The sequence below is a fragment of the Pseudobutyrivibrio sp. ACV-2 genome, from assembly GCF_900107545.1.
Taxonomy (GTDB): domain Bacteria; phylum Bacillota; class Clostridia; order Lachnospirales; family Lachnospiraceae; genus Pseudobutyrivibrio.
On the sequence record NZ_FNQZ01000003.1, the window covers coordinates 98,971 to 121,026 of the forward strand.

Below are 22,056 nucleotides of genomic sequence, written 5' to 3' on the forward strand. Positions count from 1 at the left end.
GGCGGAGGGGAGCTTATGGAAAATAACGCAAAACTGGTACCCGCACTTTGCACTCAGTGTGGGGGAACAGTAGAAGTAGATACTGCAAATGATATTGCAAAATGCCCATTTTGCGGCACGGAATTTATCATAGAAAAGGCAGTGAATAACTACAATGTGCAGCACGCTAAAATAGAGCATGCCGACAATGTAACTATTGATACAAAAGGTGCCCTAAAGGATGTTTTAAGCTTTGTGGGTGATCAAATGAAGCAAAGTAGACAGGAAAGGCGTGAAGCAAGAGCAGCTGAAAGAGAGCACCAAAAGAAAATGGATGCGGCCTTTATGGGTATGATGAAATACATGTTTATAGGTATGTTTGCCTTTGCCATAGTTGCTTTTATAGTTTTCCAGTTTACAAGCTGATATTTTATGAATATTTGGAAGTCGGATAGGAATCCGGCTTCCTTTTTGGTTTTGTACAATTCTATTGACAAACCAAGGTATGAGTAAGTAAAATATGACCTAGTCTATAGATAGGTTAATAGGATTAGATAGGTGATTAATATGGACAAATATGAACAACTTATAGATTATTTCAAAAATTTAGGAAGTGTAGCAGTTGCGTTTTCAAGTGGAGTAGATTCCACATTCCTTTTATATGCGGCTCATGAGGCCTTGGGAGATAAGGCTATTGCGGTTACAGCTTCCTCATGCTCATTCCCAAAGAGAGAATTAAATGAGGCAATAGATTATTGCAAGACTATCGGAGTTAGACATTTTGTAGTAGAATCAGAGGAGCTAAAAATCGAAGGCTTTTCTCAGAATCCTCCAAACAGATGCTATCTGTGCAAAAGGGAGCTATTTGAAAAGCTATTTGATATTGCAAAGGAGCAGGGCATAGCCCACGTGGCAGAAGGCTCTAATCTTGATGACAATGGAGATTACCGTCCTGGTCTTCAGGCCGTAGCAGAGCTTGGTGCCAAAAGCCCACTTAGAGAGATAGGCTTTACAAAGCAGGAAATCAGAGACTACTCAGAAAAGCTTGGACTTCCTACTGCTAAAAAGCAATCCTTTGCGTGTCTTGCAAGTCGTTTCCCATATGGTGAGACCATTAACGAGAAAAAGCTTGGTATGGTGGACAAGGCGGAACAGCTCCTTTTGGATTTAGGCTTCAGCCAATTTAGAGTGAGAATCCATGGGGACAATGTGGCCAGAATTGAGCTGCAACCGCAGGATTTTAGCAGAATGCTTGACGAAGAGCTTAGACTTCGTATATACGATAATTTCAAGAGCTATGGCTTTGACTATGTGTCTCTTGATTTAAAGGGCTACAGAACAGGTAGCATGAATGAAACACTCAAAGGAATTTAAATGAAAGAAATAAGTTATAAAGAATTAACAGAATTGGCAGAAGAAAGCTACACACTTGTAGATGTCAGAAATGAAGGCAGCCTGAAATACGGAATGATTCCAGGTGCCATCAGCATTACACAGGAGTTTTTTGAAACCGATTTAGAGGGCGTGGTCGCTCGTCTTAACAAGGATAAAAAAATCGTACTTTATTGTACCAGAGGTCAGATATCTCTTGAGGATGCAGAAATCCTTTCCGAAAATGGCTTTGATGCTGTCAGCCTAAAGGGTGGATATAACAGCTATCTGTCAGCTTTAATGGAGGCTCAGAAATCCGAAAGCACAGAAGAGCTTAGCGAGCAGACTGCAGAGATAGAAAAAAGCATCAGAAAGAAATTCCACAAGGTGCTGTTTTCACCATTTGCAAAAGCATGTAAGGAATATGAGCTTATAAAAGAAGGGGATCACATCTGTGTATGTATTTCAGGTGGCAAGGACTCCATGCTCATGGCCAAGCTTTTCCAGGAAATTCAACGTCATCGCAAGGTTAATTTTGACCTGACATTCCTTGTTATGGACCCAGGCTACAGCAAGGTCAACAGGGAGCTTATTGAAAGCAATGCAAAGCTTATGGGCATACCAATCACTATTTATGAAAGTGATATTTTTGATGCAGTAGATACTGTAGATAAAAATCCATGCTATCTATGTGCCAGAATGCGCCGTGGCCATCTTTACTCAAAGGCCAAGGAGCTTGGCTGCAACAAGATAGCCTTAGGTCACCACTATGATGATGTAATAGAAACTATCCTTATGGGTATGCTTTACGGAGCACAGGTACAGACCATGATGCCAAAGCTTCACTCAACCAATTTCGAAGGCATGGAGCTTATAAGACCACTTTATCTGGTTCGTCAGGATGACATAATTGCATGGCAAAGATATAATGGCCTTCACTTTTTACAGTGTGCATGTCATTTCACAGAAACCTGTGACAGCTGCTCTGTAGATGGCACCAGTGCTTCAAAGCGTCTTGAGACCAGAAACCTCATTGCTCAGCTTAAAAAGGTCAATCCATATGTTGAGTCAAATATTTTCAAGAGTGTTGAAAATGTAAACCTCGCTACAGTTATCGCCTACAAACAGGATGGTGTGAGACATCATTTCCTGGACACTTACGATGAAATGTAGATGTGTATACAAGATTGTGCAAGAACTTTCCTCCTATCATATTGTGGAGGAAAGTTTTTTTTGTATAATAGTTAGTGTAAACTAACAAACGAAGAGATATAAAAAATATATCACAGGAGGTAAATTCATGAGTAAATTAAATGAAAGAAAAGTAGCAGTTGTAGGTTGTGGATTTGTTGGCTCGGCGTCAGCATTTGCCCTTATGGAAAGTGGATTATTCTCCGAGATGGTTCTTATAGATGTGAATAAGGACAAGGCAGAGGGTGAGGCGCTTGATATCAGTCATGGTCTTCCATTTGCAAAGCCTATGACTATTTATGCTGGAGATTACAAGGATGCTGAAGATGCAGCAGTTGTAGTTGTTACTGCAGGAGCAGGTCAAAAGCCAGGTGAGACAAGACTTGATTTGGTAAAGAAAAACGTAGCCATCTTTAATTCAATCATTCCAGAAATTACAAAATACAACAAGGAAGGTATCCTTCTTATCGTTGCAAACCCAGTAGATATTCTTACATCAGTAGCTGCAAAGCTCAGTGGTTTCCCAGAAAACAGAGTTTTCGGTTCTGGTACTGTTTTGGATACAGCAAGATTTAAGTACCTTCTTGGCGAGCACTTAGATGTAGATAGCCGTTCGGTACATGCATTTATCATCGGAGAGCACGGTGACAGTGAGATAGCTGCCTGGTCTAGTGCCAATGTTTCAGGTATTCCAATCAACGATTTCTGTGAGATGAGAGGTCATTTCGAGCATGAGAAATCTATGAAGCGCATCGCAGATGATGTTAAAAACAGTGCTTATGAAATCATTGAAAAGAAGGGTGCAACATATTACGGCATTGCAATGAGTGTTAGAAGAATTTGCGAAGCAATTATCCGTGATGAAAAATCCATCCTTCCTATTTCAAGTATACAGCATGATACTGAAAGTGGAATTGATGGTGTAGCACTTAGCATGCCAGCCATCGTTGGTAGAAATGGTGTTGAGGGCTTAGTTCCTATCAGACTTGATGATGAGGAAAAGGTTGCACTTCAGGCATCAGCAAACACACTTAAGGAAGTTCTTTCGGAAGTATTATAGAAGCGGCGTTTATTAGAGCTTCAGTCTAGAATCTAGTAACCCTATAATAAAACATTCAGAGCCAGCTATAAATTTGATTTATAGTTGGCTCTTATTTTATTCACTAACCAGATGTATTGACGTGAGGATAATCGTCATATATAATTCCAATCAACCTAGTAGTTAGATAGTTAAAAGAAAGGAACACATTTATGAAAGCAACAATTATTTCAGCAACAATGAATACCTGTATGTGTAAGGTCTGCTGTCAGACTTCTAATTGTTGTACCTTCATGTGTAATAGTAAAAATAAATACAAGCCTAAGCTATGATTAGACTTAAGTGAATTATGTAGAAAAAGGACTTAAGACTACGGCTTTGGCCTAGGCGCTTAAGTCCTTTTGATTTATAGGAAATACCTTTAGACACAAGTAGTTGTTAAGGTGCTATAGCCGCTGGAATGGCATAGGCTAGGCATAGCTGAAGTTGTTGGTTCGAATCCAACTAGCACCAGTACAGTAAAAGGAGAAAAAAATGGCACAGGAAAAAAAGGTAACAAACTATGAGTTAGAAAAAATAAAAGAGTTTATTGAGACCATAAAATATGGATCGGTAAACATCATAATTCAGGATGGCAAAATAGTCCAAATAGATAAAAGTGAAAAAATAAGAGTTTAAAAATAAAAAAGAGTCATGAACTGACTAGACAACTAGAGGTTCAAGATTACAGTTTCATTTGCTGTGGTCTTGGACCTCTTTTTATATAGGCTCTTGTTTCTAAAACAGCAAGGGCCACAAAAAAATAACCCCACTTAAAAATATAGAAAATGAAAAGGAGAAAAAAGATATGGGAAAGTTATTCACATCAGAATCAGTAACAGAAGGACATCCAGACAAAATTGCAGATCAAATCTCTGATGCAATCCTTGATGAGCTACTTGCTCAGGATCCATATTCAAGAGTAGCTGCTGAGACAACAGTAGCAACCGGTCTTGCACTTGTAGTTGGAGAAATCACAACAAAGGCATATGTAGACATTGCAAAAATAGCAAAGGAAACAATCAGAGAAATCGGTTATGTAAACAACGTAGACGGCTACAATGCAGACTCAATCGCAGTGCTTACATCAATCGATGAGCAGTCAGCAGATATAGCACTTGGTGTTGATAAAGCATTTGAATCAAAACAGGAAGGAGCGACAGAGGACTTTGGAACAGGCGCAGGTGATCAGGGAATTATCTTTGGATACGCAACAGATGAAACAGAAGAATATTTACCACCAGCTATTTCATTTGCTCATCGTCTTACTAGAAGACTTACAGAAGTTCGAAAGAATGGAACACTTCCATACCTAAGACCAGATGGAAAATCACAGGTTACAGTGGAATTCGAAGAAGATGGAAAGACTGTAAAAAGAGTACATACCATTGTCATTTCAACACAGCATTCAGAGGATGTAACTCTTGAACAGATAAGAGCTGATATTATCGAGCATGTTATCAAGCCGGTAATTCCAGCAGAACTCCTTGACGAAGATACAATCTACTATGTAAATCCAACAGGCAGATTTGTTATCGGAGGACCTCAGGGCGACGCAGGACTGACAGGACGTAAGATCATCGTGGATACCTATGGTGGAACAGGTCGTCACGGCGGCGGTGCTTTCTCAGGAAAGGATCCAACAAAGGTTGACCGTTCTGCAGCCTACGCAGCTCGCTGGGTAGCAAAGAACCTTGTAGCTGCAGGTGTAGCAAAGAGACTTGAAGTAGAGCTTGCATACGCAATTGGCGTAGCAAAGCCAGTATCAATAGCAGTGGACACATTTGGTACAGGAGTGATAGATGATGAAAAGATTGTTCAGATTATTGAAAAAGTATTTGACCTCAGACCAGCAGCAATCATTGATGCCTTGGATTTACGTAGGCCAATCTACAAGCAGACTGCTGCTTATGGACACTTCGGCAGGACAGACATTGACCTTCCTTGGGAGCATTTAGATAAGGTGGATGAGATAAAAAATTTTTTAGATGAGATTAGAGTTGATTTAGCTGTTCAGTTTATTTCTGAGGCTAAAGAAACAGTGACAGTATAAGGAAGGGTAGAACAATGGCAGAGAAAATTGGAAAACATATAGCAATATATGGTAAAGGCGGAATTGGGAAATCAACAACAACATCAAATATCAGTGCAGCCCTTGCAGAGGCTGGCTACAGAGTAATCCAGATTGGATGTGATCCAAAGAGTGATTCAACAAATACACTTCGTGGAAATAACTACCTTCCAACAGTTCTTGATAGCCTTCGCGAAGGTAACAAGATTCACTTGGATGATATTTCAGTAAAGGGCTTTGGCGGAGTGCTTTGCATCGAATCCGGTGGTCCAGTTCCAGGTGTAGGCTGTGCAGGTCGTGGTATTAATGCAGCTGTAAATCTTCTTCAGGAGCTTAATCTTTTCGAAGAGTTCAAGCCAGATTACGTACTTTATGATGTACTTGGCGACGTTGTGTGCGGTGGTTTTGCTGTTCCAATCAGAGATGGCATTACAGATAGAGCATACGTAGTTTCATCATCTGATTTCATGGCTTTATATGCAGCAAACAACCTGTTCAAGGCTATCAACAAATATGCACCTACAGGTGGTGCAAAGCTTGGTGGTGTTATTGCAAACAGCATGAAGCCTGGTTATCACAGAGAAATCGTAGAGGATTTTGTAGCAAAGACAGGCACAAGCATTGCAGGCTATGTAAATCGTTCTATCGATGTGCAGCAGTCAGAGCTTTACGGAAAGACAGTTATCGAGGCTAAGCCAAACAGTGCTCAGGCTGATATTTATAGAAATCTTGCTAAATATATTGCAGAAAATGAAAACCTTGTAGTTCCAAATCCACTTGGTTCAGCAGATTTAAGAGATTGGGCTAGAAGCTGGGGAGACCGTATATACGATATTGAAAATGGAGTAGTCGGCGTTGCTGAAGCCATTTAAGTCGTGGAGGATTTAGTATGAGTTTTTTAGATGAAAGAAAAGCCCTCACAAGAGAAAAAAGACTAAGTGCCCTCAGTCATTTTCATGGTACTTTGGAAGGCCTTATCGATGAGACATCAGGAGCAGAAATCAAACAAAGAGTCAGGACTTTTTCCCAGATTCACATCGATGAGACTATAAATGCTTTTGAGGTGTTATCCAAGATTGAGGATGCGGCTATTATAGTCAATGGTTCTGTGGGGTGTGGAAATATTGGACTTATAAATGCAGGGGAGAATTATAACTGGTACAGTACGAATCTTGTAGAAAGAGACACTATTTTAGGTGGTGATGATAAGCTTAGAGAAGCTGTTCTGCGAGCAAATGAAGAGCAGCATCCAAAGGCTATCTTTATCATCGGTACACCGGTAGTTGCCATCAATAATGACGATATCAATTCAGTTATTTTAGAGCTTGAGGATGAGGTTGGTGTTCCAATCATTAGCATCTATACAGATGGATTTAAGACAAAAACACCTGTAACAGGATACGATATAGTGACTCATAGCCTTTTAAAATATGTGGTAGATAAATTTATAGAGGAAAAAGAAGACTTTATCAATATTATTTCCTTTTCCGAAAGCATAGAGGACATTGAGGCTGTCACTGAAAGCTTTGAGGCTTTAAATATCAACTATCAGGTTATTCCAAGATTTTCTTCCATAGAAGATATAAAGGCTGCATCAAGGGCGAGAGCTACAGTAGTATTAAATCCAGAGGAAGGTGAGTATTTGGCAAAGGAACTTGAAGAGGTATTTAATGTTCCATACATTGCCAGCGAGGCTCCAATCGGATTTAGAGGTACTAAAAAATTTCTGCTTAAATTGGCAACCTTTTTAAATATTGAAGATAAGGCTATTAAATATGTTGATGAAATAGAAGAGGAACTTACAAAGAGCCTTACAAAGGATTTGTTAGCTGATAAAAAGGTATTTGTAGATGCTTCATTTAGCAGAATACCTGCATATGCCAGATTCCTTCAGTATCTTGGAGGAACTATTGTAGGTATAGGTTCACCATTTATTGATTTAGAGAACAGGAAGCAGATTGGTAAACTTGATTTTCTTTCTAAGGGAACCACAGTTGTAATTGGAAACGGACAGTATTTTGAAAAAGCAAACGCTATTTCAAAGAGCGAGACAGATCTTTATATCACTGAATATACAGGCGGTTCATTTGCTATTGATGAAGGTGCAGCTGTAGTATCAACAAATAAAATAGAAACCTATGGTTTCAAAGGAGTTTTGGTTTTACATGATGCTATTGTAAAAGCTCTAAGATTTGTTGAAAAGGCAGATGTTGAAGAAAGTATTTATAAGGCCAGCTGGAAACGGAGAAGTGGAAACTGGTATGTAAAGCAGGAGGTAAGTTAAATGTCAAATGTAATAAGAAATCCTCGAAATGGATGTGCACTCCACGGAGCTTTACAGACAGTTCAGGAGATAAATGGAGTGGTTCCAGTTGTGCATGCAAATGCAGGCTGTGGGGTAATTAATTATCTTGCAAATGGAGGCGCATCTTCAGGAACAGCAAAATATTCAGGCTTTTCAGTTCCAGGAACAGCAGCACAGGAGCGACATGTAATCTTCGGCGGTGCATCAAGACTTAGAGAGCAGATAAAAAATACTATAAAGGTTGTTAATGGAGATTTGTATGTAATCTTAAACAGCTGTGAATCTGCAATGGTAGGTGATGATGTAGATGCCATGACCAGAGAGATTGTGGAACAGGGAGAGCCAGTTGTAGATACATTGATTGCTGGATTTAATGGTGGCACTCATTACGGTTACGAGCATGTTTTAACAGACATACTTAAGTCCATTGATAATGTTAAAAAATCCGAATCTCAAAAGAATTCAAAGCTTGTAAATATATTTGGAATTATTCCCGGTAAGGATCCTTACTGGCAGGGAAATCTCGATGAGATTTCAAGAATTCTCGAAGGTGTTGGCCTGCAAGCAAATGTAATCGTTGGTGCCACAGGAAGCTATGAAGATTTATCAAATGCTAAAAATGCAGCTTTATCTATTGTATTTTCAAGATGGGGCGAGCAGCCAGCAAAGCTTTTAGAGGAAAAATATGGAATCCCAAGAGTAATCAGACCATCATTGCCTATAGGAGTTGAAGGAATTAAGGAATTGGTTGCATCTATAAAGGATGTAATTCAGCTAGATGAGGACAAGCTTTTATCATTCATCCAAAGGGAAGAAATCTATGAAAAAAATCTCTTAAGAAGAGTGAGAGATGAGATTATTGAAAATGGTCTTTCAAAGAAAGCTGTCATTGTAGGAGATGAGGAACAGGTAATAAGAATAGGTGGATTTTTAACAGAGAAGCTAGGCGTTGAGATTAATGCTGCTGTTCTTACAGATGCTCTGAAAAAGGATGAGGAGCATGAGACCCAAAATGACGAGCTGCTAAAGCATATCAGTAATAACGTATATAAATCTGTTGATCAAAAAGAAATCAATGATATCATTCGAGGAAGCAAGCCAGAAGTGATTTTTGCCAGTGCCCTTGAAACTAGGGTGGCTTCAAAATTAGATAAGCCTTTGGTTGAGATATCATACCCTATTGTAGATAAGCTTATCATTGGAAAGACCACTGTGGGAGTTAGAGGACTTGTAACTATCATAGAAGATTACTTCACAGTAAATAGAGAGTTCGAAAATGCTAAGAGAGATAGACTGGTTAAAGAATTAAAAAACGAAACTGGTAATAATCAGTGGTATGAAAAAGAAGATAGCTATAGCAGGGTGAGAAGCAACAAAGGATTATACATTAGAAAGCAAGAGTTTAGTGTTAGCAATGGTTAACGAATAGACGTAGCGTGATTAGAAAAAGGGATGAAAATGAAAAATGTATTAGTTGTTAGCGCATTGCCACAGGAGACAGATTACATCGATGAATATTTAAAAGATAAGCCTCAGTGGCAAAAGCAAAATGAAGGGGAATTTATAAATGCTGATAAAGATATTCACCTGCATGTAAGAGTACTGGGGGTAGGAAAGGTAAATGCAGCTTTTCAGACCGCTGATGCAATCAATGATGTTCAGCCTGAATTGATTGTAAATGTTGGTGTGGCAGGTGGTCTGGCAGATGATTTGGATAGGGGTGCTGTTGCAATTGGGACAGATTATGTCCAGGTTGATATGAAGACTCTATTACCTGAAAATAGCCCGGTTATAGAATCAACACCTGATTATATCTTAGAGGGTATTTTAGAGGTGGCTAAAGCAAACAATATAACTTACAGAGCTGGACGAATAGCAACGGGTGATTTCGTTTTATATGAAAGACGAAAAAGGAGAGCTATCAAAAAAGAGTTTAATCCTATAGCATTTGATATGGAGACAGCAGCTGTAGCTCAGGTTGCAACTGCTAAAAAAATTGATTTTGTTGGTATCAGAAGTTTTTCTGATATGGCAAATAAGAAAACTATAGGGTTACTAAGCAAAAAGGAAAACGTAAAGGCGTCAGAAAAGAGTTTGAGAGAGACAATACTAAGGACGCCAGCAAAATTGATAATTGATTATTTGGAAAATGACTGACTAGAAAACTAGAGGCATATAAACGGCCTCTAGTTTTTTTATAGGGAAAAATATATGAAAAATTATCTGAAATTGTCCTGTGGGGGGATAAGCCAGTGTCGCAAATAATTACGGGTTTATATTTTCTAAAAAACAGGAGGATTAATTTATGAAGAAGAGAATAATGATTATGTTGGCAGCAGTTTTAGCACTTTCAATGGTGGGATGCGGAGAAACTGCGAATAAAAATGGGGAAGATGTGATTGAGTCCGGTGCGAAAATCGAAGGTGATGCTGGAGACAATGTTGTACGTTTAGGTGCACAGCCGGGTGATATTTTAAATAATGTGGCAAAAGCTAAGGGTTTTTATGATGAAGAGGACTTAAAGGTGGAAGCACAGGTATTCAGTTATGGTCCACCAATTATCGAGGCTCTTACATCGGAGGATTTGGACGTAGGTTTTATGGGGGATCAACCTGCATTTTCAGGTATTTCAAACGGGCTTGATATTCAAATTATTTCTACTACATCTGCCTCAAATAAACGTCATGGTTTAATTGCAAGAGAAGATTCAGGAATTAAAACACTTGCGGATTTAAAAGGCAAGAAGGTTTCTGTTCCAGTTGGCTCAAATGCTCAGCCATTACTTTATATCTATTTGGATTCAGTAGGTCTTACAGATAGTGATGTAGAGGTAATCAACTTAGGTGTTGTAGATGCTGAGACAAGTATTATAGCAGGGGATATTGATGCAGCGGTTGTTTACGAGCCTCATTTTAGAAGTGTAGCTACAAAAGAAAATGGTGTTCATATTGTTACAGATGCAGAGGGCTACAAAGACTATGTAAGTATTAGTGTTGCAAGAACTGCCTATGGCAAAGAGCATGCTGAGGAGTTGGCAAAGCTTTTAAGAGCATGGGATAAGGCCGCTAAATGGGCAGAAGAGAATCCGGAAGAAGCAGCTGATATTGTCTATGAGGCAGATGGTACAGATAAGCAGACTACAATAACCAATCTTGAATTAGCTGATCAGAGAGTTAACTTTACAGAATCAGATATTAAGGCGTTAGTAGATGGCGAAGCACAATCAGCTCAGTATGGACTCATTGAAAATGACTTTGATGTTAACGATTATATTAGTTTTGAATTTCTAGAGAAGGCAGGCTTACGTTAGGAGAGAGTATGAAGGAAGATTCTAAATTTAAGGAATATAGTGGTTCTTTTCTACTAGCAATATGGATACCTGCAATACTCGTAGTTTTATGGGCAATAGGCACTAACTCCGGTGCTTTAAATAATTCAATATTTCCCACACCGCAAAGGTTATTTTCAAGCTGGAAGGAAATGATTTTGAGTGGAAAGTATTTAAACCATGTGCTTTCCAGCTTTGGAAGAGTATTTAAAGGATTTTTTATTGGTAGTCTACTTGGGATTACAACTGGAACAATCATAGGATTATTTGCCGGAGCAAAAAAGTCCACAGTGGCTCTCATTGGAATGTTAAGACCAATACCTGCAATTGCATTGATTCCTTTATTCATTCTTTCATTGGGAATTGGTGAGACATCAAAGGTAGCTGTTATAACACTTGGAAGCTTTTGGCCAATATTGATAAATACCATTGCAGGACTTTCCACTACAGATCCAAAGCTGTTAGAAGTAGGAACCATTTTTGACAAATCAAAAAGAGAAGTGTTGTTCAGGATTATTTTTCCCTCTGCAGCGCCATACATTTTTACAGGACTTCGTTTAGGCGTATCAAGCTCTTGGACTTGTGTGGTTGCAGCTGAGATGATTGCGGCTTCATCAGGTATAGGCTATCTGATTTCATATGGTCGCGAGATGGCTCAACCGGCAACATTGTTTATTGGCGTTTTTTCAATGGGTATCTTTGGATTGATAATTGAACTTTTGGTAATCAATTTGCAGAAAAAAGCAATTTATTGGGTGCCAAATGCTAAATGATAGGAGGACATTATGGGTATAGAAATAAAGAATGTAAAAAAAGTGTTTCCTATAAAAAATTCAAATATTGAAGTACTTAAGGACGTGGATTTATCTATTGCTGATGGTGAGATTATTAGTATTGTAGGCGGCAGTGGATGTGGCAAAAGTACACTACTAAGAATAATTTCTGGACTCGATTTTGCCACAGGTGGAGAAGTCGTAATTGATGGTAAAACTGTTGACGGTTCAACAAAGAAAGATATAGGAGTTGTCTTTCAGGAACCTAGGCTGTTTCCATGGAGTACGGTTGAGAAAAATATTGAATTTGGTATTACAGATAAATTAACAAAGGAAGAGAAAAAGAAAAAGGTAAAGTATTACATTGACCTTGTTGGCTTGACAGGTTTTGAGAAAGCTTTACCCCATCAGCTATCAGGAGGTATGCAGCAGCGTGTAAATATAGCCCGTTCACTTATAAACGAGCCAAAGGCGTTGCTTTTGGATGAACCCTTTGGAGCACTTGATGCATTTACAAAAATAAATCTCCAGAATGAGGTCCTGAAAATCTGGGAGAAAAAGAAAACAACATTAATCATAGTAACCCATGATATAGACGAGGCGATTTATATGGGAAATCGAGTAGTAGTCATGTCAAGCAAACCTGGTGTAGTAAAGAAGGTGATTCCTGTTGAACTGCCTCGCAAGAGAAATAGAACAGGTACGGACTTCGCTTATATACGAAGAAAAGTTTATTCAGAGTTTTTTGAAGAAACAGAGGAATTAGCAGAGTACGTAATTTAGAAAAGGAGAATAAAATGGCAGAAAGAAATGTTGAAATAGACAAAGAATTACTGGCAGAAATTCAGTTAAAAAATGAGCTACAGGTTTATGGTATTAATTTTCCACCAGATATTTTCAAAAATCTGGAGCTTGGTACCAAGTATAAGGAACAGGTCAATGTATTATTTTCTTCTGATAGACATGCCCATGTTTCGTACAATTTCCCAGTCTGCTTTATAACACCTAAAGGTGGCTATCAGATACGGGTTGTATGGGACAAAAGCAGTCCATATACACTTAAGTATGAGGATGGAAGATTTTTTGTTGAGTATCAGGGAAACATTGTTCTAGATAATGTAAGCTTTGCCAAAAGAGCAAAATACTATGATAAGAAAACATCTGATGGAACACTTATGAAAACTGTAGCGGTAGATTACGGTTATGGCCATATGTTTGTCTCATATAGTAATGAATGCTTTTTAAAGGATAAGGGATTGGATTGCTTATTCTGCAATATCAATGCTACAAAGTCACTCTATGGCGAGCGAGATCAGGTTTCATGGAAGACTCCTAAACAGATTGGAGAGACTATTGCCGAAGGCTACAAGGAAGGCTTTAACAAGATGACGGTCAGTGGTGGATTTATTCCGGAACGTCGTGAAGTTGAATACTATATCGATGTTGCAGAAGCTATCCAGGAAGCTACAGGCTTACAGGACTTTAATGGAACAGCCTGTGTTGGAGCAACAACTGACTTTTCCGTATTTGAGAACTACAAGCAGGCAGGTTTTAAAACAATCGCCAGCAACATTGAAATATGGAATCCTAAAATGTTTGACGTCATCTGCCCAGGAAAGACAGAGTACTGTGGTGGAAGAGAAAACTGGATTAAAGCTCTTTTATATGAGGTCGATGTTTTTGGTAAATTCAATGTACGCTCTACTATGGTTTCAGGTATCGAGCCAAAGCAGGATACATTAGAGGGTTTACAGTTTTTGGTTGAGCATGGAGTTGTGGCACTGCCTAGTCAGTGGAATCCAAACTGCGGTTCAGCTTTAGAGGGACACAGAACGCCAAATGCAGAGTGGCACTGGGATGTTTTCGAGAAGGCAGTTGCCCTTTATAGAAATAATGGTCTTACCTGGCAACAGTTTGCAGATGCAACAGCCGGTAGTGATTCTGTAGCTCACGATTTGTTCCGATTATACGAGGGCATTCCAACAAGTGAAATTGTAACAGGAACAAACCGTATCATTACAGCTGAAGAGTTTATTCAGGAGGCTGTTGCTGTATAGTGAGGGCTTAATATGATAACTGATATGACAAAGGGAGATACGTATAGAGTATTATTCAAGTTTTCACTGTATATAGCTGCTGGAAATATGCTCCAGCAGCTATATAATTTGGCAGATATTTATATAGTTGGCAGATATGCCGGTGTCAATGCAATGGCCGCTGTTGGCAGTGCAAGCAATTCAGTTGTTCTGCTGATAAATATTGCAGTTGGTCTAAATATGGGAACTAATGTTGTTATTGCAACTTCATTTGGAAAAAAGGATATCGTTCAAGTAAAAAAGGGAATAAAAACTGGTGTAATCCTAGCGTTTTTACTGGGTATCGTATTTACGATATTAGGCCTTATATTTACCAACTGGATATTAACTGTAACAAATACGCCGGCAGAGCTGATAGAAGAAGCAAATATTTATTTACGTATCTATTTTTGTGGGTTGATTTTTCTATTTTTATTTAACATTATCATAGCCATTTCGCAGGCTTTGGGAGACTCTAGGACCACTTTTTATTCTCTTATAGTTTCAACTTTTATAAATGTATTTTTGGATATTATCCTAGTTAAATATTTAAATCTAGGAATTCTTGGAGCGGCAGTTGCTACTGTGATTTCAGAGGTTATTTGTTTTGCCTGGGGAACGATAATGATTACAAAGCTGCTAAGGCAGATTAAAGTAAGAGAAGATTACAAATATGATATAGCACAACAAAACAAAATAATTAGAGAAAGTTTTCCTGCCGTACTGCAAAGAAGTGTAATTGCTATTGGGGTTACTTTGATGCAATCCCTGATAAATCATTATGGGGTAAATGTTATGGCGGGCTATATTGCAGCAACAAAGATTTTTGGGCTGGTATCTATGCCGGTTATGGATATAGGAAATGCAGTTACTACATTTACAGCACAAAATCTAGGCGCCAATAAAAAGGATAGAGTAACGGAGGGGATTTCTGCTGCGATATTATTAGATATCTGTTTTTCAATATTTATTCTTGTTTTGGTATATGGATTTGGTGAGAAAATTATCGCTTTGTTCATTTCTAATAAAAACAATATTGAAGCAATTAGTTTTGGACTTAGATACATACGAATTACATGCCTATTTCAAATCATCCAAGGGGTATTGCAGGTGTATAACGGAGTAATCAGAGGCGCTGCTGATGTCAAAGGATTTATGGAAAGTTTTACTTTAAATCTATTCTGTAGAGTTACATTTGGATACGTGTTGGCATTTTTTTTAGGCTTGAGATATATACCATATGCCTGGCCAATAGGCTGGGCAGTTGGGTTGGCAATCGGATACCTGCGATATGTTAGGCTGTTTCAAAATGCCAGAGACCCAATTTTAAAAATTAAAATATTTAAAGGAAGGAGCTAAAAATGAGTTTGAATGGAAATGATTGAATCTATACTTCCAAGGAGTTATAATGATTATACTTCCAGAGAAGTATAGGAGAAAAAATGAATAAGATTACTCTATATCATGGCTCAGATAAAATTGTCTCTGAGCCTAAATTTAATTTAGGAAAAGCTTATAACGACTATGGCAAAGGGTTCTATTGCACCAGATATATTGAACTTGCAAAGGAATGGGCAGTAGATGAAGGAAGAGATGGTTTTGTAAACGTCTATGAACTAGATATAAAAGGCCTAAAAGTACTAGATCTTAATAGTGATGATTATAGTATTTTGTATTGGCTTACAGTTCTATTGGAGCATAGAGTTTTAAATGCTAAAGCTCCTGTTGCCATTGAAGGAATGGAATATCTGAAGCGGCATTATCATATATCTCTAGATGATTATGATGTGGTGTTGGGATATAGGGCTGATGATTCTTATTTTTCATTTGCCAGGGCATTCATATCAAATTCTATAAGCGTAGCTCAGCTTGAAAAGGCAATGTATCTTGGTGATTTAGGGACTCAGTATTTTATCAAAAGTAAAAATGCTTTCACAAAATTGGATTTTATTGAGGCATTGCCAGTGGATAATACCGAGTATTATTCAAAAAAGAATCAAAGAGATACTAAAGCTAGAGCGGATTATGAAATAATCACTAATGCTATGGATAGAGATGGGGTATATATTTTGGATTTGATAAGACAGGAGGAGATGTAAGATGGCACATCCCTACAATAAAATCTATCTATCAGATGCTATGGAAAATCTTGCAGATGCTTTTGATACAGCAGCAAGCGTATATAAGTTTCAACTGGATTACTTCTTAAAGCTTTTTATTATTTCGGGGATTGCTGTTCAGTTTGAAATAGGTAATCCTAAATATGTTTCTGGAAAGTCTGGTGCGGAATTAGTTGCTGATGTTGTATCTAAAACCAATGCATCAAAGGTTATTATGCCTAAGCCTATTTATAAAGAACCTACGGAGGAATACTGGACCGGCTGGGTATTAGCTTACTACCAATGGTGTACCAATAAAAGATTTAGAGATATTCAAAATATAATAACGATGGAAGAGCTTAAGTCCAAATATCATCCTTATCATGAAATGGATGAAGAAAAAATAGTGGATTATATCGATATGAAAAAAGATGCTTCAGCTACAGTAAGACGACTTCAGGCATACAGAAAGGCTTTGGGATTGTCTCAGAGCCAGCTGGCTAAAGAATCAGGTATTAATCTTAGGACTCTTCAGCAATATGAGATAGGGGCAAAAGAATTGAACAAAGCTTCTGCTTCCACAGTTTTAGCCCTTTCTAAAACGCTTAAATGTGATATTGAGGATCTAATTTAGTTATAGTATATATTTATAGCCGGTTATTATAATTACCATGAACCAGCTATATTGACCTGAATACCATGGTTGAATATAATCTAATCATTCTAAAACAACAACTTGCGAATGGAGTGCATTAATAAAATGAAGTCATTAAAGTGTAGAGAATTAAATACATTAATGGTTAAGGAAATTTGTATGTCCCTTTGTTGTTGTACAGAATATTTAAAAGAATAAAGATTTAAGGAAGGTTTTATACTGACTAGACAACTAGAGGTTTAAGACAGGGCTATTTAGCCTGGTCTTAAACCCTTTTTTATTTCAGGTAAATAAAAAATCGTTTTGCAAAACTATTAATATATTCAAAAAGTAAAGGAGAAAAAATGTCACGACCAATAACAAGAGAAGAATTATTTCAGCAACTTGAACTGGACAATAGAATCACAAACGAGGGTGTATACATTAGCCCGGAAGTGGTTTCAACACTGGACTTTGAAAATCAGGTTCAGGAGCAGATGAGAACATGTTTTGATATGAATCACGAAACATATTTAAAGTCAAAGCTTCCTGTAGGCTTCAGACTGGATAGTAACTATAGGATTAGATTGTCATACAAGCATGATGCTCCATTTTCTATTGAACATGATAATGGCAAATATTATCTTACAGAAAAAGGTAATCAGATCAGTGAGATTTCATTTTTGGAAAAACCAAAATTCTATAATTTCAAAACCTCAGATGGTGTAAATATGAAGACCATAGCCAACGAGGTTGGTAAAACAAAGGTTACAGTTGCCTACAGTAATGAATGTGCCCTTAAGGACAAGGGATTGGATTGTAAGTTCTGTAATATCAATGCTACAAAGAGTCGTTTTGCAGATGTTCAGGGTATTTCTTGGAAGACACCTATTCAAATTGCAGAGACATATGCAAAGGCAAGAGAAGAGGGCTATGAGTCAATCACAATCACAGGTGGATTTGTCCCTGAACGTCGCGAGGTTGAATACTATATAGATGTGGCTGAGGCAATCCAGGATCTTACAGGTCTTCAGGATTTTGGTGGAACAGCATGCGTAGGTGCTCCTAGTGATTTAGCAGTAATTGAAAAATACAAGGAAGCTGGCTATCGTGCCATTTCAACCAACCTTGAGGTTTGGGATGAAAACTTCTTTAAAACTATTTGCCCAGGTAAAGACCAGATTTGTGGTGGAAGACAAAACTGGATTAATGCACTTAAGAGAGAAGTTGAAGTATTTGGTAAAGGAAATGTTCGTTCATTCTTTGTTGCAGGTATTGAACCAAAATCTACATTGTTAGAGGGCATTCAGTATCTTACAGAGCTTGGTGTTGTAGCTATTCCACTTCACTGGACACCAAATCCAGGCTCAGAGCTTGAGGGACATAGAGCGCCTACACCAGAGTGGTATTTTGATTTATATCAAAAGACATATACACTACTGAGACAGAATGGACTTACACATAAAGATTTGTATCACTCAGCAAATGTGGAGAATTCAATATTTGATTACTTCTATGATTTGGATGGTGATCATCTTGATATTCCTCGTCACGAGGCAGATAGAGTTCACTTTGTAGGTGAAGATAGCGTAGTAGGCAAAAATGATTCAAAGCTGGCAGAAAAAACTGCATAGGCTGACCAGAAAGACTGGAGGCTTCCTCAAATGAGGGGGCCTTTTTGCGTATAGGAGGATTGTATGAAAAATAAATATATAAAGAGAATCGTAGCCATAGCAACAGCAGCATTAATGGGAGTGGCTGTGGTCGGATGTGGCACTGAAAGTTCAGATGTCATTGAGGCAGGAGCATCCTTAGCTGAGGATGAAAACGTAAATGCGGATATTAGTGCAGATAATTTTAACATTGATGATGTGGGAGAGTTCACTATAAGAGTTGGAGTTAACTCAGGAGATAACAATCAATATCTTAAGATTCTTGATAATCATACCGGGTTTTTAAAAGATAAAGGGATTAACCTTGAGACCACCGAATTTGCTGCAGGAATAAATACGATAGATGCTATCACTACAGACCAATTGGATGTTGGACTTTTTGCAGATTATGCAGGTGTTAACAGAATCGGAAATACACTGGCAGATACACAGCTTAGAGCTTTTGCTACTATCAGGAAATCTACAGCCTATAACCTTTATGTAAATCCAGAAACAATCAAGGAGCCAAAGGATTTAGAGGGCAGAACAGCAGTCTCAATGGCAGGCGTTGTATTTGAATATGATTATGGAAAGCTTTTTGAAACCTATGATATTGATAAATCTAAGGTAAATATTGTCAATGTTTCAAGTGCTCAGGAAGCAATCGCCCTTGCATCAACAAATGGTGCTGATAGCTATTGGGCTAATAACCAAATCGCTGGGAAGTTTGAAGAAGTAGGCTGGAAGCCCCTTGTAAATATTGCAGATGTAGATGCAACAATGTATTCATATCTTGTAGCTAATAATTCATATTTGGAAGAGCATAAAGCTGAAGTAGCCAAGTTTTTAGCTGTGAGCGACGAAGCATTTGAATACATCGATGCAAATCTTGATGAATTTGCAGATTGGGTTCAGGCAGATATTGGATTAGATAAAGAATTGGTAATTAAAGGATGGAAGGAAGCAACACACAAGTATTTCTTCTCTCAGGATGCTTATGAGGATCTGCTAAAGGTAGAAGATTGGTGCTACAAAAATGGCAACTTCCCTACAGAGTATGATTTTACAGATTATATCAATACAGATGCTTTAGCCCTGGTTTCACCTGATGAAGTGACCTGGCAGGCAAAATAGGAGGCGCCTATGAACAATATTACAAGAAAAATCATTAAAAGTGGTGTGATTTCCTGGGCAGTACTATTTGTAATATGGGGGCTGGTATCACTAGCATACACAGAAGCATTTTTTCCAAGTCCAGTAGAAACATTTGCAGGTTTTAAGGAAATACTACTAAATGGAAAGCTTTGGGAAGATGTCAGCATCAGCGTACAGCGAGTCCTGCTTGGCTGGAGCAGAGCGCTTTTGATTGGTATCCCAATTGGCCTTTTAATTGGCAGATTCAAAATAGTGAACTGGTTTATTGAACCATTTATTAACTTCTTTCGATTCGTACCAGCTATTGGTTTTTTAACTCTTTTTCTAATGTGGTTTGGCGTAGGAGAGGAATCAAAGCTTATTTTGATAACTTACGCTTCAATTTTCCCTATCATTATCAATACCATAGCTGGTGTGAATACAATTAATCCTGTGAAATATCAGGCAGCTGAGTCCCTTGGGGCAAATAAGCTACAATCTTTTGTCACAGTGACAGTGCCAGGAGCGGTGCCAAGCATTCTAACTGGAGCAAGACTTGGACTTAGCACGGCAATCATTTCAATAGTCGGAGCTGAAATGCTTGCAGCCAACAGTGGACTTGGATATCTGGTATACACATCCAGATTATATTACAGGACAGACTGGATATTTGTAGGAATAGTAACACTTGGTGTTCTAGGATTTTTTGCAGACAAGTCTCTTAGAGTTTTGGCAAAGAAATCCCTGAAACACTATGGAGTAACAGGATAAAGGAGGCGCTTATGTCAGAAAATGCAAAAATCAAAATTCAACATATAAGTAAGAAATATGATGTAGAAAACAAGGCCCTTTTATTCACAAAAGGAAATAGTGCACATGACAATTTTGTGGGTCATGAAACGGACTATGTACTTAAGGATGTAAACCTTGAAATTGAAGAAGGTGAATTTCATGTATTCCTTGGTGCAAGTGGATGTGGAAAAACTACTCTATTAAATATTGTAGCTGGCTTTTTAGGAAAAACAGAAGGTTCAGTACAGCTTGATGGCAAGGAAATATCAGGCCCTGGCTCAGAACGAGGAGTGGTTTTTCAAAATGCTGATTCAGCTATTTTCCCATGGCTTACAGTCCAGAAAAATGTGGAATATGGTTTAAGAATGAGAGGAGTGAAAAAAGAGGAACGAAAGAAAATAGCGTTGGATGCAATTGAACTTGTTGGTCTCAAAGGCCATGAGCATAAATACCCAGATGAGCTTTCCGGAGGTATGAAGCAAAGAGTACAGATTGCCAGAAGCATTGCAGCAAATCCTGAAGTACTCATTATGGATGAGCCTTTTGGAGCACTTGATGCTCAGACCAGACGTACTTTACAGGATGAGCTTATCAGAATTTGGAAGAAGACAGGCAAAACGATATTATTTGTTACCCATGATATTTCAGAGGCTGTTTACTTAGGTGAAAATATTAGTATTTTCTCCGTGGCACCTGATGCAAGCATAGTTGAAAAAATTAATGTGCCTTATATATATCCTAGAGATGTGAATGATAAAAGAATCGGTGATTTTATAAAGTACACCACTGAGAAGCTGGAAAATGCAATCAGGTCATCAAAGGAAAAACATGAGAAGGTAGCTAAGCTAAATGCAGGCAATGTAGCCTCATATGAGGACGATAAGATTGATAAATCAATAGCAGTATAACAGTTTTAAAGGAGAGAAGAGAAAATGGCAAATTACAAAGAAATCAGAGACTATATTTATGACAACAAAAGCCTTGTGCTTTCTACAGTAGACGAGGTGGGAAATCCAAATCTTCGTCATATCGGTGGATATACAATTGATGGTAAGGATATCCTTTTTTCGACAAGATTTGATACAGATAAGTCAAAGGAAATAGAAAATAACAATAATGTGGCATTGCTGTTTCAGCATGAAGGGCAGCAGGCGCCAAAGAATATTACAATTTACGGAAGAGCCGAAAAGCTTGGTAAAACAGAAGCCGAACAGGCTGCAAATCTCATTAAGGAGCGTAGACCACAGTTAAACTATGATCCTCAGGTGAATGTAATTTTCAAGGTAACAACAGATTCTATTAAAGTATTGGATTTCGCAGCTGAGACAAAGCAGCTAGTTATCTCAGCTGATGAGCTGGTGTAGGATAGGTGGCAATTATATGAAAAGAGATATGACCTCTGGAAATATAACAATATCTCTACTCTATATTTGTCATGCTTATATTCATGATTTTCTTCAGATGCTATATAGGAGTGTTTACAGGTAAAATGTGTACAAATTTCAAAAAAGTAGTGAGGGACTAACCGCACATGCATTGCTTAATATGGACTAATTGGAACAGGAGCTCTGTAT

At 38.1% G+C, this 22,056-nt stretch carries 22 protein-coding genes and 1 tRNA gene; all 23 read left to right on the forward strand.

The features are described 5' to 3' along the window. Positions 1 to 15 precede the first annotated feature (15 nt). The 23 genes from BLV53_RS05110 (at position 16) to BLV53_RS05220 (ending at position 21,846) form a co-directional block, all read left to right on the forward strand. Positions 16 to 405 (forward strand): TFIIB-type zinc ribbon-containing protein, encoded by a 390-nt coding sequence (locus BLV53_RS05110; protein ID WP_090298034.1) that lies wholly within the window; start codon positions 16 to 18, stop codon positions 403 to 405. 141 nt (positions 406 to 546) lie between these two features. Then, positions 547 to 1,353, forward strand: coding sequence for an ATP-dependent sacrificial sulfur transferase LarE (larE, locus tag BLV53_RS05115; RefSeq protein ID WP_090298037.1), 807 nt, complete (start codon positions 547 to 549; stop codon positions 1,351 to 1,353). Beyond that, positions 1,354 to 2,523 carry a PP-loop family protein gene (locus BLV53_RS05120; protein WP_090298040.1) on the forward strand — a complete coding sequence of 390 codons (1,170 nt, stop codon included), beginning with the start codon at positions 1,354 to 1,356 and terminating at the stop codon, positions 2,521 to 2,523. Between the two features lie 127 nt (positions 2,524 to 2,650). Next, on the forward strand, positions 2,651 to 3,601 hold the full coding sequence (locus BLV53_RS05125; protein ID WP_090298042.1) for an L-lactate dehydrogenase: 951 nt from the start codon (positions 2,651 to 2,653) through the stop codon (positions 3,599 to 3,601). A 421-nt stretch (positions 3,602 to 4,022) separates the two neighbouring features. Further along, positions 4,023 to 4,093: transfer RNA gene (locus BLV53_RS05130), tRNA-OTHER, on the forward strand. A 21-nt stretch (positions 4,094 to 4,114) separates the two neighbouring features. Further along, a complete protein-coding gene (locus BLV53_RS05135; RefSeq protein ID WP_090298045.1) occupies positions 4,115 to 4,258 on the forward strand; it encodes a YezD family protein in 144 nt (47 codons plus the stop codon). Positions 4,259 to 4,427: 169 nt separating this feature from the next. Further along, positions 4,428 to 5,672, forward strand: a complete 1,245-nt coding sequence (metK, locus tag BLV53_RS05140; protein WP_090298048.1) for a methionine adenosyltransferase — start codon at positions 4,428 to 4,430, stop codon at positions 5,670 to 5,672. 14 nt (positions 5,673 to 5,686) lie between these two features. Then, positions 5,687 to 6,562: a nucleotide-binding protein gene (locus BLV53_RS05145; RefSeq protein ID WP_090298052.1), complete on the forward strand. Its 876-nt coding sequence runs from the start codon at positions 5,687 to 5,689 to the stop codon at positions 6,560 to 6,562. 17 nt (positions 6,563 to 6,579) lie between these two features. Next, complete coding sequence (locus BLV53_RS05150) at positions 6,580 to 7,974, forward strand: nitrogenase component 1 (RefSeq protein ID WP_090298056.1); 1,395 nt, start codon at positions 6,580 to 6,582, stop codon at positions 7,972 to 7,974. Next, positions 7,975 to 9,417 carry a nitrogenase component 1 gene (locus BLV53_RS05155; RefSeq protein ID WP_090298059.1) on the forward strand — a complete coding sequence of 481 codons (1,443 nt, stop codon included), beginning with the start codon at positions 7,975 to 7,977 and terminating at the stop codon, positions 9,415 to 9,417. A 36-nt stretch (positions 9,418 to 9,453) separates the two neighbouring features. After that, on the forward strand, positions 9,454 to 10,152 hold the full coding sequence (locus tag BLV53_RS05160) for a 5'-methylthioadenosine/S-adenosylhomocysteine nucleosidase (RefSeq protein ID WP_170830759.1): 699 nt from the start codon (positions 9,454 to 9,456) through the stop codon (positions 10,150 to 10,152). Between the two features lie 148 nt (positions 10,153 to 10,300). After that, the gene (locus BLV53_RS05165) at positions 10,301 to 11,305 is read left to right on the forward strand and encodes an ABC transporter substrate-binding protein (protein WP_090298065.1); all 1,005 of its coding nucleotides are present in this window, start codon (positions 10,301 to 10,303) and stop codon (positions 11,303 to 11,305) included. Between the two features lie 8 nt (positions 11,306 to 11,313). Beyond that, entirely contained in the window at positions 11,314 to 12,096 is a 783-nt protein-coding gene (locus BLV53_RS05170; protein ID WP_090298067.1) for an ABC transporter permease, read from the forward strand. Positions 12,097 to 12,108: 12 nt separating this feature from the next. Continuing rightward, entirely contained in the window at positions 12,109 to 12,879 is a 771-nt protein-coding gene (locus BLV53_RS05175; RefSeq protein ID WP_090298070.1) for an ABC transporter ATP-binding protein, read from the forward strand. A 14-nt stretch (positions 12,880 to 12,893) separates the two neighbouring features. After that, positions 12,894 to 14,153, forward strand: a complete 1,260-nt coding sequence (locus BLV53_RS05180) for a radical SAM protein (protein ID WP_207646220.1) — start codon at positions 12,894 to 12,896, stop codon at positions 14,151 to 14,153. A 12-nt stretch (positions 14,154 to 14,165) separates the two neighbouring features. After that, positions 14,166 to 15,530, forward strand: coding sequence for an MATE family efflux transporter (locus tag BLV53_RS05185; protein ID WP_090298073.1), 1,365 nt, complete (start codon positions 14,166 to 14,168; stop codon positions 15,528 to 15,530). A gap of 83 nt (positions 15,531 to 15,613) precedes the next feature. Next, positions 15,614 to 16,270 (forward strand): DUF3990 domain-containing protein, encoded by a 657-nt coding sequence (locus BLV53_RS05190; RefSeq protein ID WP_090298076.1) that lies wholly within the window; start codon positions 15,614 to 15,616, stop codon positions 16,268 to 16,270. Between the two features lies 1 nt (position 16,271). After that, positions 16,272 to 16,904: a helix-turn-helix domain-containing protein gene (locus BLV53_RS05195; protein WP_090298079.1), complete on the forward strand. Its 633-nt coding sequence runs from the start codon at positions 16,272 to 16,274 to the stop codon at positions 16,902 to 16,904. 365 nt (positions 16,905 to 17,269) lie between these two features. Further along, positions 17,270 to 18,538, forward strand: a complete 1,269-nt coding sequence (locus BLV53_RS05200) for a radical SAM protein (RefSeq protein WP_090298082.1) — start codon at positions 17,270 to 17,272, stop codon at positions 18,536 to 18,538. Positions 18,539 to 18,601: 63 nt separating this feature from the next. Beyond that, a complete protein-coding gene (locus tag BLV53_RS05205; protein WP_090298085.1) occupies positions 18,602 to 19,690 on the forward strand; it encodes an ABC transporter substrate-binding protein in 1,089 nt (362 codons plus the stop codon). A 9-nt stretch (positions 19,691 to 19,699) separates the two neighbouring features. Further along, entirely contained in the window at positions 19,700 to 20,461 is a 762-nt protein-coding gene (locus BLV53_RS05210; RefSeq protein ID WP_090298088.1) for an ABC transporter permease, read from the forward strand. An 11-nt stretch (positions 20,462 to 20,472) separates the two neighbouring features. Further along, positions 20,473 to 21,390: an ABC transporter ATP-binding protein gene (locus BLV53_RS05215; protein ID WP_090298090.1), complete on the forward strand. Its 918-nt coding sequence runs from the start codon at positions 20,473 to 20,475 to the stop codon at positions 21,388 to 21,390. Between the two features lie 24 nt (positions 21,391 to 21,414). Continuing rightward, a complete protein-coding gene (locus BLV53_RS05220) occupies positions 21,415 to 21,846 on the forward strand; it encodes a pyridoxamine 5'-phosphate oxidase family protein (RefSeq protein ID WP_090298093.1) in 432 nt (143 codons plus the stop codon). The last annotated feature ends 210 nt before the right edge of the window (positions 21,847 to 22,056 follow it).

Excerpts from the sequence above, each read along its gene's own strand:
- BLV53_RS05120 (WP_090298040.1), top strand. The coding sequence starts at position 1,354 with ATGAAAGAAATAAGTTATAAAGAATTAACAGAATTGGCAGAAGAAAGC.
- metK (WP_090298048.1), top strand. The coding sequence starts at position 4,428 with ATGGGAAAGTTATTCACATCAGAATCAGTAACAGAAGGACATCCAGAC.
- BLV53_RS05135 (WP_090298045.1), top strand. The coding sequence starts at position 4,115 with ATGGCACAGGAAAAAAAGGTAACAAACTATGAGTTAGAAAAAATAAAA.
- BLV53_RS05125 (WP_090298042.1), top strand. The coding sequence starts at position 2,651 with ATGAGTAAATTAAATGAAAGAAAAGTAGCAGTTGTAGGTTGTGGATTT.
- BLV53_RS05185 (WP_090298073.1), top strand. The coding sequence starts at position 14,166 with ATGATAACTGATATGACAAAGGGAGATACGTATAGAGTATTATTCAAG.
- BLV53_RS05175 (WP_090298070.1), top strand. The coding sequence starts at position 12,109 with ATGGGTATAGAAATAAAGAATGTAAAAAAAGTGTTTCCTATAAAAAAT.
- BLV53_RS05170 (WP_090298067.1), top strand. The coding sequence starts at position 11,314 with ATGAAGGAAGATTCTAAATTTAAGGAATATAGTGGTTCTTTTCTACTA.
- larE (WP_090298037.1), top strand. The coding sequence starts at position 547 with ATGGACAAATATGAACAACTTATAGATTATTTCAAAAATTTAGGAAGT.
- BLV53_RS05150 (WP_090298056.1), top strand. The coding sequence starts at position 6,580 with ATGAGTTTTTTAGATGAAAGAAAAGCCCTCACAAGAGAAAAAAGACTA.
- BLV53_RS05180 (WP_207646220.1), top strand. The coding sequence starts at position 12,894 with ATGGCAGAAAGAAATGTTGAAATAGACAAAGAATTACTGGCAGAAATT.
- BLV53_RS05195 (WP_090298079.1), top strand. The coding sequence starts at position 16,272 with ATGGCACATCCCTACAATAAAATCTATCTATCAGATGCTATGGAAAAT.
- BLV53_RS05220 (WP_090298093.1), top strand. The coding sequence starts at position 21,415 with ATGGCAAATTACAAAGAAATCAGAGACTATATTTATGACAACAAAAGC.
- BLV53_RS05155 (WP_090298059.1), top strand. The coding sequence starts at position 7,975 with ATGTCAAATGTAATAAGAAATCCTCGAAATGGATGTGCACTCCACGGA.
- BLV53_RS05200 (WP_090298082.1), top strand. The coding sequence starts at position 17,270 with ATGTCACGACCAATAACAAGAGAAGAATTATTTCAGCAACTTGAACTG.
- BLV53_RS05160 (WP_170830759.1), top strand. The coding sequence starts at position 9,454 with ATGAAAAATGTATTAGTTGTTAGCGCATTGCCACAGGAGACAGATTAC.
- BLV53_RS05190 (WP_090298076.1), top strand. The coding sequence starts at position 15,614 with ATGAATAAGATTACTCTATATCATGGCTCAGATAAAATTGTCTCTGAG.
- BLV53_RS05210 (WP_090298088.1), top strand. The coding sequence starts at position 19,700 with ATGAACAATATTACAAGAAAAATCATTAAAAGTGGTGTGATTTCCTGG.
- BLV53_RS05165 (WP_090298065.1), top strand. The coding sequence starts at position 10,301 with ATGAAGAAGAGAATAATGATTATGTTGGCAGCAGTTTTAGCACTTTCA.
- BLV53_RS05205 (WP_090298085.1), top strand. The coding sequence starts at position 18,602 with ATGAAAAATAAATATATAAAGAGAATCGTAGCCATAGCAACAGCAGCA.
- BLV53_RS05145 (WP_090298052.1), top strand. The coding sequence starts at position 5,687 with ATGGCAGAGAAAATTGGAAAACATATAGCAATATATGGTAAAGGCGGA.
- BLV53_RS05215 (WP_090298090.1), top strand. The coding sequence starts at position 20,473 with ATGTCAGAAAATGCAAAAATCAAAATTCAACATATAAGTAAGAAATAT.
- BLV53_RS05110 (WP_090298034.1), top strand. The coding sequence starts at position 16 with ATGGAAAATAACGCAAAACTGGTACCCGCACTTTGCACTCAGTGTGGG.